Source organism: Sinomonas sp. P47F7, assembly GCF_049332655.1.
GTDB lineage: Bacteria > Actinomycetota > Actinomycetes > Actinomycetales > Micrococcaceae > Sinomonas.
In genome coordinates, this window is sequence record NZ_CP186327.1 from 2,706,358 (window position 1) to 2,720,412 (window position 14,055).

Sequence of the window (14,055 nt, forward strand, 5' to 3'; positions counted from 1 at the left end):
AAGCTAAAGGAGGCCGGCACCGCGCGGTGCCGGCCTCCTTCGCGTGCTGGGTGCTACGCCGACTTGGTGCGGCGCTTCGCCACGACGCTGTGCGGGATGAGCGTGGGCTCTTCGTGACGAATGACGACGTCCCGCGTCACCACGACGCTCGCAACGTCGTCGCGGCTCGGCAGATCGAACATGACGGGGAGGAGGACCTCCTCCATGATCGCCCGCAGGCCGCGGGCGCCCGTGCCGCGCTCGAGCGCGAGGTCCGCGATCGCCTCGAGGGCGCCGTCCTCGAAGTGCAGCTCAACGCCGTCAAGCTGGAACATCTTCTGGTACTGCTTCACGAGGGCGTTCTTCGGCTCAGTCAGGATCTGCATGAGAGCCGGCCTGTCGAGGTTCTCCACGGTCGTGATGACCGGGAGGCGGCCGATGAACTCCGGAATGAGCCCGAATTTGAGCAGGTCCTCCGGCATGACGTCCGCGTACGTGCTCTCGTGCTTCGTGATCGAGCTCAGCGGGACACCGAAGCCGATCCCCTTCTTGCCCGCGCGCTGGCCGATGATCTCCTCGAGCCCCGCGAACGCGCCCGCGACGATGAACAGGACGTTCGTCGTGTCGATCTGGATGAACTCCTGATGCGGGTGCTTGCGGCCGCCCTGCGGCGGGACGGAGGCCACCGTGCCCTCGAGGATCTTGAGGAGCGCCTGCTGGACGCCCTCCCCCGAGACGTCCCGAGTAATCGACGGGTTCTCGCTCTTGCGCGAGATCTTGTCGATCTCATCGATGTAGATGATGCCCTGCTCGGCCTTCTTGACGTCGTAGTCGGCGGCCTGGATGAGCTTCAGCAGGATGTTCTCGACATCCTCGCCGACGTAGCCCGCCTCGGTGAGGGCCGTCGCGTCCGCGACCGCGAACGGGACGTTGAGCCGGCGCGCGAGCGTCTGAGCGAGGTACGTCTTTCCGCAGCCCGTGGGTCCGATGAGGAGGATGTTCGACTTCGCGATCTCGACGTCGTCGTGCCCGTGCCCTTCGGCAAGCGAGCCGGACTTGGAGCCGTGGCCGGCCTGAATCCTCTTGTAGTGGTTGTAGACCGCAACGGCCAACGCGCGCTTGGCGGGCTCTTGTCCCACAACGTATTCCTGGAGGAAGTCGAAGATCTCGCGTGGCTTCGGCAGTTCGAAGCTGCCCAGATCCGAGACCTCCGCGAGCTCTTCCTCGATGATTTCGTTGCAGAGTTCAATGCACTCGTCGCAGATGTAGACCCCGGGGCCCGCGATGAGCTTCCGCACCTGCTTCTGGCTCTTCCCGCAGAACGAGCACTTCAGCAGATCCGCGCTCTCACCAATCCGAGCCATTCGTCGAATCCCTTCGTGTAGGGGCAGAAGCCGTGACCACTCCACTGTAGGACACTGGGCCGACAGCGCACCGATGCCAAACGCCGGTACCGCCGAAGATTTCTCGGCGGCACCGGCGCCTTTTACGACACGCCCGGCACGTGACCGTCAGCGAGCGATAGCGCTCTGCCGGATCTTGCGCGACTCAAGCACCTCGTCGACGAGCCCGTAGACCTGGGCCTCGGGCGCCGTGAGGAACAGATCGCGCTCGATGTCGCGGCTGATTTCCTCGGGCGTCTTGTTCGTGTGCTTGGCCCACGTGTTCTCGAGCCACTCGCGCATGCGAAGGACCTCACGCGCCTGGATCTCGAGATCTGTCGCCTGGCCGCCCTGGCCGCTCGAAAGGGACGGCTGGTGGATCATGACGGTCGAATTCGGCAGTGCGAGGCGCTTGCCCGGCGTTCCCGCCGCGAGCAGGACCGCCGCCGCCGAGGCCGCCATGCCGAGGCACACCGTCTGGATCTCGGGGCGGATGAACTGCATCGTGTCGTAGATCGCCGTCATCGCGGTGAACGAACCACCCGGCGAGTTGATGTACATCGTGATGTCGCGGTCCGGGTCGTTGGCCTCGAGCACGAGCAGCTGGGCCATGATGTCGTCCGCCGAGGCGTCGTCGACCTGGACGCCCATGAAGATGATGCGGTCCTCGAACAGCTTCGTGTATGGGTCCTGGCGCTTGAAGCCGTACGGCGTGCGCTCCTCGAACTGCGGCAGAATGTAGCGGCTCGTGGGCAGGCCCGCCGGGTTGACGCCCATGTTGTAGTTCATCTCTTGCTCCTTAGTCGCCCTGGGCGTCTCTTACTTGTCCGTCCCGCCGCCGCCGGTGACGTGCCCGGCCCGCTCGGCGATCTTGTCGAAGAACCCGTAGTCGAGGGCCTCCTTGGCCGTGAACCACTTGTCGCGGTCGTTGTCCTTCAGGATCGTCTCGATGGTCTGCCCGGTCTGCTCCGCCGTGAGCTCGGCCATGACCCGCTTCATGTGCAGGATGAGCTCCGCCTGGATCTTGATGTCCGACGCGGTGCCGCCGATCCCGCCCGAGGGCTGGTGCATGAGGATGCGGGCGTGCGGGGTCGCGTAGCGCTTCCCCTTCGTCCCGGACGAGAGCAGGAACTGCCCCATCGAGGCGGCGAGACCCGTCGCGACCGTGACGACATCGTTTGAGATGTACTGCATCGTGTCGTAGATCGCCATGCCGGCCGTGACCGAACCGCCGGGCGAGTTGATGTACAGGAAGATGTCCTTCTCGGGGTCCTCTGCGGAGAGGAGCAGGAGCTGCGAGCAGATCGTGTTCGCGTTCTCGTCCCTCACCTCGGAGCCGAGCCAGATGATGCGCTCCTTGAGGAGCCGCTGGTAGATGAAGTCCTGTCCGTTGCCCTCCGCGGGCCCCGCCATGCGCGGCGTGCTTTCCTGCTGTGGCATGGTGCGCTACCTTCCGATCTGCTGCGAAGACTGGTTGCTGCTACAGGGACACTAGCCCGTTTGGGCATGCGTTTGTTCCGCGCGTCGCCACTGTTCGCTTTAGGCGCATGACGGCGCCGCGCGCGCCTCGCGCGGGACAGCACAAGGGCCGCCGTCCGCGCCATGCAGCGCGGGCGGCGGCCCTTGTGAGGAAGCGTCAGAACTTGGCGGCGGCGGGGTCGTCGCTCGGGATAACGTCCGCGGCGGCCTCCTCAGGCGCCTCCTCCACGGTCTCCTCGCCGGCCGGACGGACGAACTCGGTCAGGTCAACGGCGTTGCCCTCGGAGTCGGTCACCTCGGCCTGACCGAGGACGAGCGCGAGCGCCTTGCGGCGGCGGACCTCGCCGACCATCATCGGGACCTGACCGGACTGGTCCATGATCTGGGCGAACTGGTTCGGGTCCATGCCGTACTGCGACGCCGTCGAGATGAGGTACTCGATGAGCTCGTTCTGCGAGACGCCGACCTCTTCCTTCTCCGCGATCGCGTCGAGGATGATCTCGTTCTTGAAGGCACGCTCGGTGTTCGCGAGGACCTCCGCGCGGTGCTCCTCGGTGTCGTGGTCCTCGGCTGCGCCGTGGCCGCCCGTCTCCGGGTTGAAGTGGGCCTCGACCTGCTCGGTGATGACCGACTCGGGTACTGGCACCTCGATGAGCTCGACGAGCTTGTCGAGGACCTTGTCGCGCGCCTCGACGCCCTGCTGGGCCACCCTCGCGTCCGCGGCCTGCTTCGCGAGGTCGTCGCGGAGCTCGGCGATCGTGTCGAACTCGGACGCCAGCTGCGCGAAGTCGTCGTCGGCCTCGGGGAGCTCGCGCTCCTTGACCGCGGTCACCTTCACGGTCACCTGGGCGGCCTCGCCCGCATGTTCGCCGCCAGCAAGCTTCGTCTCGAAGATCGTCTCCTCGTCGGCGCTGAGGCCCGTGACGGCCTCGTCAAGACCCTCAAGCATGGTGCCCGAGCCAACCTGGTAGGAGAGGCCCGCGGCGGAGTCGACCTCGTCGTCTCCCACCTTCGCGGTGAGGTCGATGGTGAGGAAGTCATCGGCCTGCGCGGGCCGGTCCACCGGCTTGAGCGTGCCGAAGCGGCCGCGCAGCTCATCGAGCGCCTTCGTGATGTCCTCGTCCGACGCCGCGGCGGCCTCGACATCGACCTTGATGCCGGCGTAGTCGGGAAGCTCGATCTCGGGGCGCACGTCGACCTCGACCTGGAACGCGAGCTGGCCATCGGTCGCGCTCGGGTCGGGAACCTCGGTGATCTCGACCTCTGGGCGGGAGAGCGGGCGGATGCCGGTCTCGGAGACGGCCTGCTGGTACCAGTCGTTGAGGCCCTCGTTGATCGCCGTCTCGAGGACGTAGCCGCGGCCCACACGCTGATCGATCACGCGGGAGGGAACCTTGCCCTTGCGGAAGCCGGGCACCTGGATCTGCTCGGCAACCTGCTTGTACGCTGCGTCGATGTTCGGCTTGAGTTCGTCGAACGGGACCTCGACGTTGAGCTTGACGCGGGTGGGGCTAAGGTTCTCGGCGGCGCTCTTCACAGCGTGGCACTCCTGGATGTTCTGGTTGGGGTCGCCGCCCTGGCTGGCTTGCCGACGGCCGAACAGTCGGGATGACAGGATTTGAACCTGCGACTTCCTGCTCCCAAAGCAGGCGCTCTAGCCAAGCTGAGCTACACCCCGTATCTGATGCACAGACCACAATACAGGCGTGCCTGCAGGGGCGCACATTCGCACAAACAGCGGCGCGAGAGAGGGGACGACGGGAATCGAACCCGCGTAATCAGTTTGGAAGACTGAGGCTCTACCATTGAGCTACGTCCCCGAGCCCTTCAACTAAAGCGAATTCGCTGATCGCGTGTCAAATCTCGCGGCCCGACACGCCGTTCGTCGGTTCCGCCGGCTCATCAGCCCCGCTGGCATTGAGGGCACCAATACAGCTTGCGCCCCGCCTCGGCCGCGAGCCGAACGTCCTCGCCGCACACCCGGCACGCTTGCCCATGCCGCTTGTAGACGTAGTGGGCATGATCCGGCGCCGGGAGTTCGTCTGGGCCGCCCGGCCAGAGGGCCGGGTCGGTCGTGACGATGCGGCCGTCGCGCACGCCGTGCCCGAGCGCCACGACTGCGTCCTCCCACAGGGCAACCGCCCGGCCGTGCCCCACGTGAGTTCCGGGCAACGCTGGGTCGAGGCGTGCCCTGAACAAGAGCTCGGCGCGGTAGACGTTGCCGATCCCGGCGACCACCCCCTGGTCCATGAGGAGCCGCCCCACGGGCGTACGACGGCGCGTGAGGAGGCGCGCGAACTGCTCGCCTCCGCCGGCGGCGCCCGGGCGCGAGCCTGGCCCGCCGTCGTGCGCGGCGAGCGGGTCCGGACCCAGGCGCGCCAGCACGGCGTCGACCTCGGGCTGGGTGACGACGGCGCACACTGCCGCCCCGCGGAGGTCCGCCCAGCCGTGATCCGAGGCGAGGCGCACGCGGACGGCCCCGACGGGGGCGGGCGGGCCCGCGTAGGCGAGCGCTCCGCCGTCGTCCGCTGCGCTGCTCGCCGCCCCGCCGCTGCTGGCTGGAACCTCGCGCTCCCCCACTCGCCGCGGCGCGCCGATGCTCGAGGCGCCCGCGAAAGTCGCGTCGCCGCCGAAGTCCCACGCACCGTAGAGGCCTAGATGCACGTGGAGGCTCAGGCCGCCCTCGAAGCGCAGGAAGAGCTGCTTCCCGTGTGCGCGGGCCGCCTCGAGGACGCGCCCGTCAAGGAGCGCGGCGCCGCCGGCGAAGCGGCCCTGAGGGCTGCTCACGGCGAGGCGCTCCCCCGCGAAGACGTCTCCGAACTGCCGCGCGAGGCGATGGATGGAGTGGCCCTCGGGCACTAGTCGAGGATTTCGCCGGTGGTCTCGTACGTAGCGATCTTGCCGATGCGGCGCACGTGGCGCTCATCGTGGCTGAATGGCTCCTCGAGGAAGGCCTCGATGAGCGTCGTTGCCTCCTCGACGCTGTGCTGACGCCCGCCGACCGCGACGACGTTCGCATCGTTGTGCTCGCGCGCGAGCCGCGCGGTGTCGAGGTTCCACGCGAGCGCCGCCCGGACGCCCCGGACCTTGTTGGCCGCGATCTGCTCACCGTTGCCCGAGCCGCCCAGGACGATCCCGAGCGCCGGGACGCCGGCGTCCTGGTCAGCGACCACGGCAAGCGCCGCGCGGAGGCAGAACGCGGGGTAGTCGTCGAGCGGGTCGTAGGCCGTAGGCCCATGGTCGACGACCTCGTAGCCCTGCGCCCCGAGGTGGCTCACGAGATGGGCGCTGAGCTCCATCCCGGCGTGGTCGGTGGCGATGTGGACGCGGGGCTTGGACACGGCAGGGTTCCTCTCGAGGTCTGCGAAGGGGCGGTCTCAGCCTACTGGGCGGCGGCCCCGCGCAGCACGTCCGCGACGCGCTCGGCGAGTGCCGGGTCCTTGGCCGAGAACACGAAGCGGCTCCCGTCGCGGCACAGCACGTCGACGGCCTCGCCGCTCGCCACGAGGGCGGACACGAGCTTCCCGCGGCGGCGATAGCCCCACCCGCCATAGGAACGTGCGACGACGGCGCCGTAGCCAGCCCGGAGCACGTCCGCGGGCCTGATCTTCGCGACGCGGATGAGGCCGCCAAACGCGAGGCGGACCTCGTCGGGGCCCACGCTCACGCGGAGCATGAGCATCGAGGCGGCGGCCAGGGAGACGAGCGCGAGCACGAGCGAGAGCCACGGAGAGATGAGGAGCGCGAGGAGCGGGAGGTCGACGCCGAGGACGGCGAGCATGACGAAGACCGAGGGGCGCGCGTGCGCCCAGAAAACGAACGTGTTGCGGGCCCGCTCGGGTTCGAGGACGTCGAGCAGGGCTTCCTCGTCCCGCGGGCTCCACTGCTCGTCGGGCTTGAAGATCATGAACATGACGACGGTCAGTGCGACCGTCGCGCCGCTGCCTGAGGCCAGGACAATGGGATCCGGATGGGTGTCCCGCGCGTCCCTCGCGCCGACCTGTCCCATGAGCCCGGCGCCGAGCACGGTCACGAGGAACATCGACATTCCCACGCCGCCGGCCATGAAGATCTTGCGGGACACGGGCGGCCGCCCCTGCAGCCCCGCCTGGAGGCCCAGCAGGACGCCGACCACCGCGACGATTCCGGCCCCCACGCCGAGATACACGAAGAACGGCACGAACGCACGGCCACCGTCCGCGTCCCAGAGCCACGCGACGGGCTCGGGGACCTGGCCGCGGAACGTGAATGCCGCGATGAAGAAGCCAGCCGCGAGGAGGGTCGGGTAGCCGATCGCGAATCGGACCGCCTTGCGGTCCCAACGCCCCTCCGTCTCGCGCATGACTCAACGCTAGCGCAGGCATTCGCGAGCGTGTCACAGCACGGTTGGCACTTGCACGCGTGAGGGAACTGAAACAATAATTTCAAATATGTGCGGCGCGCCACAGCGCCGCGATCGCTAGTGTGCAGGAGGCGCGCATGCCAGGGACGAACCTGACCCGGTCCGAGGCCGTCGAGCGGGCGAAAGCCGTGCTCCGGGTTGAGAGCTACGACGTGGAGCTCGACCTCACGAAGGGCGAGCGGGTCTTTGGCTCCCGCACGAGAGTGGTGTTCGAGGCCGTTCCCGGCTCGCACACGTTCATCGACGCGATCACCGAGTCCGTGCGCTCCGTCACGCTCAACGGCGCGGCCCTCGATCCCGCGGGCGTCGTCGACGGCGTCCGCATCCAACTCCCCGGTCTCGCGGCCCGCAACGAACTCGTCGTCGACGCCGACGCGCGGTACATGAACACGGGCGAGGGGCTGCACAGATTCGTCGACCCCGTGGACGGCGAGGTGTACCTCTACAGCCAGTTCGAGGTGCCGGACTCGCGCCGCATGTACGCCGTGTTCGAGCAGCCCGACCTCAAGGCCTCGTTCCGCTTCACGGTCACGGCGCCCTCGCACTGGTCGGTGGTCTCCAACTCTCCGACTCCGGAGCCCGCGCAGGCCCCGGTCACGGAGGACGGCTCGGCGCGCTCGGTGTGGGCGTTCGCGCCGACCCCGCGAGTCCCGAGCTACGTGACCGCGCTCATCGCGGGCCCCTACCAGTCCGTCCACACCGAGGTGGTGGGCTCCGGCGGCCGCACGATCCCCCTCGGGATCTTCGCGCGCAAGTCGCTCATGCAGTACCTCGACGCGGAGAACATCTTCGACATCACGAAGCGCGGCTTCGAGTTCTTCGAGGAGCAGTTCGGCTGCGAGTACCCCTTCGCGAAGTACGACCAGCTCTTCGTCCCCGAGTTCAACGCCGGCGCCATGGAAAACGCCGGCGCGGTGACCATCCTCGAGAGCTACGTGTTCCGGTCCAAGCCCACCCAGGCCACGGTCGAACGGCGCGCCATCACGGTCCTGCACGAGCTCGCCCACATGTGGTTCGGCGACTACGTGACCATGCGATGGTGGGACGACCTCTGGCTCAACGAGTCCTTCGCCGAGTTCATGTCCCACCTTGCGGCGGTGCACACCCCCGACTTCGGCCACGCGTGGACCACGTTCGCGTCCGTCGAGAAGTCCTGGGCCTACCGGCAGGACCAGCTCCCCACGACGCACCCGATCTTCGCGGACATCAACGACCTCGCGGACGTCGAGGTCAACTTCGACGGCATCACTTACGCGAAGGGCGCGTCGGTGCTCAAGCAGCTCGTCGCGTGGGTCGGCCAGGAGCAGTTCATGTCCGGCGTGCGCGCCTACTTCGGCAAGCACGCGTGGTCCAACACGGTCCTCGCCGACCTCCTCGCCGAGCTCGAGGCCGCGAGCGGCCGCGACCTCTCCTCGTGGGGCCAGATCTGGCTCGAGACCGCGGGCGTCAACACGCTCGCCCCCGCGATCGAGACGAACGACGACGGCGTCATCACCTCGTTCACAGTGCGGCAGACCGCCTCGGACGCCCAGCCGACGCTCCGACCGCATCGGCTCGCGATCGGCTTCTACGAGCCGAGCGCCGACGGTCGCCTCGTGCGCACGCGGCGCGAAGAGCTCGACGTCGAGGGGCCGCTCACGGACGTCCCCGCCCTCGTCGGCGCGGCCCGCCCCGCGCTCATCCTGCTCAACGACGACGACCTCGCGTACGCAAAGGTCCGCCTCGACCCGGCGTCGCTCGCGACCGCAACGGGCGGACTCCGCGACATCGCCGAGAGCCTCCCCCGCGCCCTCGTGTGGGGCTCCGCGTGGGACGGGGCGCGCGACGGCGAGACGCCCGCCCGCGCCTACGTCGAGCTCGTGCTCGCGAACATCGGGGCGGAGACGGATTCCTCCGTGGTCCAGACGCTCCTGCGCCAGCTCGCGACCACGCTCGATTTCTACGTCGCGGCGGGCGCCCAGGCGGACGTCAAGAGCGCGACCGCGGGTCGGTTGTGGCAGCTGGCCATGGACGCCGCGTCCGGTTCCGACTCGCAGCTCCAGTTCGTCAAGGCGTTTGCCGGGCTCGCGTCCTCGCCGACGCACCTCGACACCGTGGCCGGCATCCTCGACGGCAGCCTCGCGGTGCCGGGCCTCGCAGTGGACCAGGACCTCCGATGGGAGCTTGTGGCCTCGCTCGCGGCGGGAGGTCGGATCGACCGCGATCGCGTGGACGAGGAGCTCTCGCGCGACAACACGTCCACCGGTCAGTGCGCCGCAGCCCTCGCGACGGCAGCACTGCCCACCGCCGAGGCCAAGGCCGATGCGTGGCGCCGAATCGTCGAGACTGGAGAGCTCTCCAATGCCGTCCAGCAGGCGGCCGTCAACGGCTTCATCCGCGTCCACGACGCGCGGCTCATCGCGCCGTTCGCGGAGAAGTACTTCGAGGCCGTGCCCGGGATCGTCGCGGACCGGACGCACGCGCTCGCCCAGCAGATCGTCGTCGGCCTCTACCCGGCCCGCCAGACGACCGAGGCGACGCTCGAGCGGACGGACGCGTTCATCGCCGCGCTCGGCGAGGACCAGGGCGCCCTGCGCCGCATGATGCTCGAAAACCGGGACGGTGTGGCGCGCGCGCTCCGCGCCCAGGCCGCCGATCGGTAGCGTTGGCACTATGGCCATCGACGAGCACCACTACAGCGTCACCGTCACGTGGACCGGGAACCGGGGCACGGGCACGTCGGGGTACCGCGACTACGGTCGGGACCACGACGTCGCCCTGCCCGGGCTCCCGGTGCTGCCCGGCTCCTCTGACCCGACGTTCCGCGGAGACAGGGACCGGTACAACCCCGAGCAGCTGCTCCTCACGGCGCTCTCGCAGTGCCACATGCTGTCCTACCTGCACGTCGCCGTCATGAACGGCGTCGTCGTGACGGCCTACACGGACGCGGCCGAGGGCACGATGCACCTCAACCGAGACGGGAGCGGCGAGTTCACGGAGGTGATCCTCCGTCCGCGCGTCGAGCTTGCCGACGAGTCTCAGCGCGGGCTCGCCGACGGCCTCCACGAGGAGGCTCACCGCGTGTGCTTCATTGCACGCTCGGTGAACTTTCCGGTACGTCACGAACCTGCTGCGTCTTAGGCGGAGATCCTCGCTAGGGTGGAAGGGCACCCTTAATGCCCCCACCCCCAGCCAAGGAGGCAATTGACTGTGCTGTTTGCACTACAGCCGTCCCTGACCGATGGCGCCGCAGCGTCGACCGCATCCGCGTCGCCCACGCCGTCCGCCACGCCCTCAGCCACTTCGGCCGCGCCGACGCCGCTGAGCGCGGCCGAGCTCAACACGGCCGTCAACACGTTCAACTCGACCCTGCTTCAGGTGGCCATCGTGGTCGGCGTCGGCCTCCTCGTCTGGCTTCTCGCCTCGTTCCTCATCCGCCAAGTCGTCAAGCGGGTCCAGACCGGCACGGCGCTGAGCCAGCGCCGGATCTTCCGCTGGGCCGCGCCCGCCCTCCGCGCCCTCGACTCAGAGCGGCGGGCCCAGCGCGCGCAGACGATCGGCTCGCTCCTCAACTCGGTGGTGATCGTCGTCATCTCGACGATCGTGATCATCTACGTGCTCAAGGCGTTCGGCGTGGACATCGCGCCGCTCCTCACGAGCGTCGGCATCCTCGGCGTCGGGATCGCGTTCGGCGCCCAGCAGCTCATCCGCGACTTCCTCTCCGGAATCTTCCTGACTCTCGAGGACCAGTTCGGCATCGGCGACGTCATCGAGCTCGGCGCGGGCGAGGTGGTCGGGACGGTCGAGAGCGTGGGCCTGCGCATCACGCGCGTCCGCGGCGAGGACGGCGCGATCTGGTACCTCCGCAACGGCGAGATCCTGCGTGTCGGGAACCGTTCACAGGGCTCCTACGTGCCGCCGAGTGCCCCGCAGCCTGGGCCCTCGGCCCCAGGCAACGAGGCTCCCGGCCACGCCGGGCCGACAAACCCCGACGCCCAAGGCCAGCGCGCGAGCGAATGATCCCCGCCTCGGTGGGCGCGCCGAGTGAGCTCCTCGACGCGGAAACTAGTGACATGGGTGCAGCATGCAGGAAGGACGGCGACCACAAGTGACGCAGAACGAGGGCCAGGCATCGGCCAGCGGGCCACTCCCGCGGCGGAACCTGCTCAAGGTCAACGACCCGTTTGCCCGGGACGCCTACGCGAACACGTTCTACGCGGAGATCGGCGGGCACGAGGCGTTCGTCAAGCTCGTCGATGTCTTCTACGAGGGCGTCGCCGAGGATCCCGTGCTGCGCCCCATGTACCCCGAGGAGGATCTCGGACCGGCCCGGCGCCGGCTCACGATGTTCCTCGAGCAGTACTGGGGCGGCCCCTCCACGTACAGCGAGGAGCGGGGCCACCCCAGGCTGCGCATGCGGCACGTGCCGTTCAAGGTCAACCCCGAGGCGCGCGACCGCTGGCTCCACCACATGCGCGCGGGCGTCGACGCGCTGGGGCTCTCACCCCTGCACGAGGCGACGCTCTGGGACTACCTCGAGCGCGCCGCACACTCCCTCGTCAACACCTTCGACGACTGACTCGGGGCCTCCTCGGCGTGCCGTGCCACCCCGCCTAAAGCAGGCCGAACCCCGCGGCCCGCGCCCCCGGAATGCGGCACAGGACGTGTCCGCGCGGCGAGCTGAGCCTGACCCACGCGCCCGATTCGAAGCGTTGCATGGGCACCCCCGGGACGAGGAAGCCGAGCGCCTCGGCGGCGAACGCGGCTCCGGCCGGGACGCCCTCGACTCCGTCGACGTCCCTCCCCCACACGGCCGCGCGCGCACCGTCGACCATCGCCTGCCCCGGCTGCTGGGGCACGAGCCCCGCAACCTCGGACATGCCGCTCGCGGCCGCCGCGGCGAGTACCTCACCGGGCACCTCGCCCGACTGCGCCCACGGACCGCGCGGCGGGCGGATGGCCGCCCAGGAGGCGTGAACGGACGACGGCGGGACGTCCAGGAGCGTCGCGTCGTCACCCATCCGGGCCAAGCGGTCGGCGACGGCCGCGAGCGGAACTGTCACGTCGACGTCGGCCGCTCGCGCGAGCCGAATCGTGCGGAGGCCGAGCACGGTGGGCGTGGCCTCCCCCAGCATCCGCGGGCGCAGGACGCACACGTACGCCGCGAGCACGGATCCGACCGCCTGGAGGCGCACGGCACCGCCCGCGTCCACGGTGCGGGCCCGAGCCAGAAACGTCCGCAGATCGGCAACGGCCTCGCGGTCGCCGAGATCGAGAGCGGTCTGGACTTCCGCGGCGCTCATGCTGCGCCGCCTTCGGTGGCCGTCCCGGCCGTCGCGGCGTCGGCGGGGAGCGGCGGCCTGCGGCGGAAGGGCACGGTCGGGCCGGCGTAGGCGGCGAACGCCGCGCGCAACGCGTCCGGGAGCCGGACGGGACGGCCCGTCGAGCGGCTCACGAGCACCATGGACGTCGATGCGTAGGCGTACAGGGCACTTCCGTCCCGCTCAGCGACCGAATAGCCCAGATCGAAGCTCGAGCCACCCACCCGCGTGACCCACAGGTTCACGGCGATGGGCGTGGGCCGGAACATGAGCGGCGCGAGATACTCGATCTCGTGCCGGCCCACGAGCGTGAAGTTCTCCGAGGTCACTGAGTCGAACATCGTGGGGCCCACGCCGTCGCGCGCCCCGCCCGCTCCGGCCCCGCCTTCCGCGGCCGGAAGGGGTTCCCGCAGCCAGTGCACGCGCGCGTCCTCGAGGAATTGGAGGAAGCGCACGTTGTTGACGTGCCCGTACGAATCGACGTCACCGAAGCGCAAGTGGAGCGGGAACTGATAGGCCGAGGGCATATCCCCATCTTCGCGCACGCTCCGAACCGCCGCGAACCGCACGGCTTGTTGCAAGGCTACCGGCGAGTTTAGTGTCGTGCCATGACGTCGCCCGCCCGCCAGACCGGCCCCACGGACACCCTGCTCACCCTGCTCGATCTCGACGATCTGGGCGGAGCCCGGACCGACAAGGACATTTTCGTTGGGCCCAGCGAGCGCCAGCCGCGGCACCGCGTCTTCGGCGGGCAGGTCCTCGCCCAGAGTCTCGTGGCCGCGTCGCGCACGGTCCCGTCCGACAGGACCGTCCACTCGATGCACGGCTACTTCCTGCGTGCCGGAGACGCGGACAAATCGATCACGTTCAGCGTCGAGCGGCTGCGCGACGGGCGGTCGTTCTCGGCGCGCCAGGTGCACGCCTATCAGGACGGCAAGCCCATCCTCTCGATGACCGCCTCATTCCAGACGGATTCAGTCGGCATCGACCACCAGACGGACATGCCGCACGACGTTCCGGACCCTGAATCGCTGCCGAGCACCGCCGACCTGCTTGGCAACATCGACCATCCCATCGCGCAGTACTGGGCCTTCGACCGGCCGTTCGACGTGCGGCACGTCGATTCGGCCCTCTACGTGTCCGCGACCGGCGAGCAGGTGGCCCGGAACGCCGTGTGGATGAAGACGTTCGGCCCCATGCCCGACGACGAGCGGCTGCACCGCGCAGCGCTCGCGTACGCGAGCGACTACACGCTGCTCGAGCCGATCCTCCGCCGGCACGGGATCAGCTGGATCACCCCGGACATGAACGTCGCGAGCCTCGACCACGCGATGTGGTGGCACCGGCCGGTTCGCGTGGACGACTGGCTCCTGTACGTCCAGGAATCGCCGAGCGCACACGGGGCCCGGGGACTGGGGGTCGGGCGGATCTTCACGCGCGACGGCTCGCACGTCGCGACCGTGGGCCAGGAGGGAATGATCCGCCTCCCGCTCCCCTAGCGTCCCCCGCGCTT

Annotated in this window: 14 protein-coding genes and 2 tRNA genes; 5 read left to right on the forward strand and 11 right to left on the reverse strand. The window is 69.2% G+C overall.

Annotation, left to right across the window (positions count from 1 at the left end):
- Window positions 1-53: 53 nt before the first annotated feature.
- From clpX to ACOKR1_RS12615, 9 genes are all read right to left on the reverse strand, one after another.
- Window positions 54-1,343 carry an ATP-dependent Clp protease ATP-binding subunit ClpX gene (gene clpX / locus ACOKR1_RS12575; RefSeq protein ID WP_422933390.1) on the reverse strand — a complete coding sequence of 430 codons (1,290 nt, stop codon included), beginning with the start codon at window positions 1,341-1,343 and terminating at the stop codon, window positions 54-56.
- Between the two features lie 147 nt (window positions 1,344-1,490).
- Window positions 1,491-2,150, reverse strand: coding sequence for an ATP-dependent Clp protease proteolytic subunit (locus ACOKR1_RS12580; RefSeq protein ID WP_422933391.1), 660 nt, complete (start codon window positions 2,148-2,150; stop codon window positions 1,491-1,493).
- 30 nt (window positions 2,151-2,180) lie between these two features.
- Window positions 2,181-2,801 carry an ATP-dependent Clp protease proteolytic subunit gene (locus ACOKR1_RS12585; protein ID WP_422933392.1) on the reverse strand — a complete coding sequence of 207 codons (621 nt, stop codon included), beginning with the start codon at window positions 2,799-2,801 and terminating at the stop codon, window positions 2,181-2,183.
- 196 nt (window positions 2,802-2,997) lie between these two features.
- Window positions 2,998-4,377, reverse strand: coding sequence for a trigger factor (gene tig, locus ACOKR1_RS12590; RefSeq protein ID WP_422933393.1), 1,380 nt, complete (start codon window positions 4,375-4,377; stop codon window positions 2,998-3,000).
- 66 nt (window positions 4,378-4,443) lie between these two features.
- Window positions 4,444-4,518, reverse strand: a tRNA-Pro gene (locus tag ACOKR1_RS12595).
- A gap of 71 nt (window positions 4,519-4,589) precedes the next feature.
- Window positions 4,590-4,660: transfer RNA gene (locus ACOKR1_RS12600), tRNA-Gly, on the reverse strand.
- A gap of 82 nt (window positions 4,661-4,742) precedes the next feature.
- Window positions 4,743-5,699: an Fpg/Nei family DNA glycosylase gene (locus tag ACOKR1_RS12605; protein WP_422933394.1), complete on the reverse strand. Its 957-nt coding sequence runs from the start codon at window positions 5,697-5,699 to the stop codon at window positions 4,743-4,745.
- Complete coding sequence (locus ACOKR1_RS12610; RefSeq protein WP_422933395.1) at window positions 5,699-6,181, reverse strand: ribose-5-phosphate isomerase; 483 nt, start codon at window positions 6,179-6,181, stop codon at window positions 5,699-5,701. Before ACOKR1_RS12610 ends, ACOKR1_RS12605 begins: the two co-directional genes overlap by 1 nt.
- 41 nt (window positions 6,182-6,222) lie before the next feature.
- A complete protein-coding gene (locus ACOKR1_RS12615) occupies window positions 6,223-7,182 on the reverse strand; it encodes a hypothetical protein (RefSeq protein ID WP_422933396.1) in 960 nt (319 codons plus the stop codon).
- Between the two features lie 137 nt (window positions 7,183-7,319).
- On the opposite strand from ACOKR1_RS12615, the gene pepN reads away from it, so the two are divergent.
- From pepN to ACOKR1_RS12635, 4 genes are all read left to right on the forward strand, one after another.
- A complete protein-coding gene (pepN, locus tag ACOKR1_RS12620) occupies window positions 7,320-9,884 on the forward strand; it encodes an aminopeptidase N (RefSeq protein ID WP_422933397.1) in 2,565 nt (854 codons plus the stop codon).
- Between the two features lie 10 nt (window positions 9,885-9,894).
- A complete protein-coding gene (locus ACOKR1_RS12625; protein ID WP_422933398.1) occupies window positions 9,895-10,362 on the forward strand; it encodes an OsmC family protein in 468 nt (155 codons plus the stop codon).
- A 180-nt stretch (window positions 10,363-10,542) separates the two neighbouring features.
- The gene (locus tag ACOKR1_RS12630) at window positions 10,543-11,241 is read left to right on the forward strand and encodes a mechanosensitive ion channel family protein (protein ID WP_422936634.1); all 699 of its coding nucleotides are present in this window, start codon (window positions 10,543-10,545) and stop codon (window positions 11,239-11,241) included.
- Window positions 11,242-11,383: 142 nt separating this feature from the next.
- Complete coding sequence (locus ACOKR1_RS12635; protein WP_422936635.1) at window positions 11,384-11,800, forward strand: globin; 417 nt, start codon at window positions 11,384-11,386, stop codon at window positions 11,798-11,800.
- A gap of 34 nt (window positions 11,801-11,834) precedes the next feature.
- On the opposite strand, the gene ACOKR1_RS12640 is transcribed toward ACOKR1_RS12635, so the two are convergent.
- Together ACOKR1_RS12640 and ACOKR1_RS12645 are read right to left on the reverse strand one after the other, a co-directional pair.
- On the reverse strand, window positions 11,835-12,524 hold the full coding sequence (locus ACOKR1_RS12640; RefSeq protein WP_422933399.1) for a hypothetical protein: 690 nt from the start codon (window positions 12,522-12,524) through the stop codon (window positions 11,835-11,837).
- Complete coding sequence (locus tag ACOKR1_RS12645; protein WP_422933400.1) at window positions 12,521-13,069, reverse strand: acyl-CoA thioesterase; 549 nt, start codon at window positions 13,067-13,069, stop codon at window positions 12,521-12,523. Before ACOKR1_RS12645 ends, ACOKR1_RS12640 begins: the two co-directional genes overlap by 4 nt.
- An 81-nt stretch (window positions 13,070-13,150) precedes the next feature.
- Between ACOKR1_RS12645 and ACOKR1_RS12650 the strand changes: the two genes are divergently transcribed.
- Complete coding sequence (locus tag ACOKR1_RS12650; protein WP_422933401.1) at window positions 13,151-14,041, forward strand: acyl-CoA thioesterase; 891 nt, start codon at window positions 13,151-13,153, stop codon at window positions 14,039-14,041.
- Window positions 14,042-14,055: the final 14 nt, after the last annotated feature.

What these genes read in the sequence shown, in the direction of transcription:
- ACOKR1_RS12650 (WP_422933401.1), top strand. Translation starts at nt 13,151, where the DNA reads ATGACGTCGCCCGCCCGCCAGACCGGCCCCACGGACACCCTGCTCACC.
- ACOKR1_RS12585 (WP_422933392.1), bottom strand. Translation starts at nt 2,801, where the DNA reads ATGCCACAGCAGGAAAGCACGCCGCGCATGGCGGGGCCCGCGGAGGGC.
- ACOKR1_RS12640 (WP_422933399.1), bottom strand. Translation starts at nt 12,524, where the DNA reads ATGAGCGCCGCGGAAGTCCAGACCGCTCTCGATCTCGGCGACCGCGAG.
- pepN (WP_422933397.1), top strand. Translation starts at nt 7,320, where the DNA reads ATGCCAGGGACGAACCTGACCCGGTCCGAGGCCGTCGAGCGGGCGAAA.
- clpX (WP_422933390.1), bottom strand. Translation starts at nt 1,343, where the DNA reads ATGGCTCGGATTGGTGAGAGCGCGGATCTGCTGAAGTGCTCGTTCTGC.
- ACOKR1_RS12625 (WP_422933398.1), top strand. Translation starts at nt 9,895, where the DNA reads ATGGCCATCGACGAGCACCACTACAGCGTCACCGTCACGTGGACCGGG.
- ACOKR1_RS12615 (WP_422933396.1), bottom strand. Translation starts at nt 7,182, where the DNA reads ATGCGCGAGACGGAGGGGCGTTGGGACCGCAAGGCGGTCCGATTCGCG.
- ACOKR1_RS12645 (WP_422933400.1), bottom strand. Translation starts at nt 13,069, where the DNA reads ATGCCCTCGGCCTATCAGTTCCCGCTCCACTTGCGCTTCGGTGACGTC.
- ACOKR1_RS12580 (WP_422933391.1), bottom strand. Translation starts at nt 2,150, where the DNA reads ATGAACTACAACATGGGCGTCAACCCGGCGGGCCTGCCCACGAGCCGC.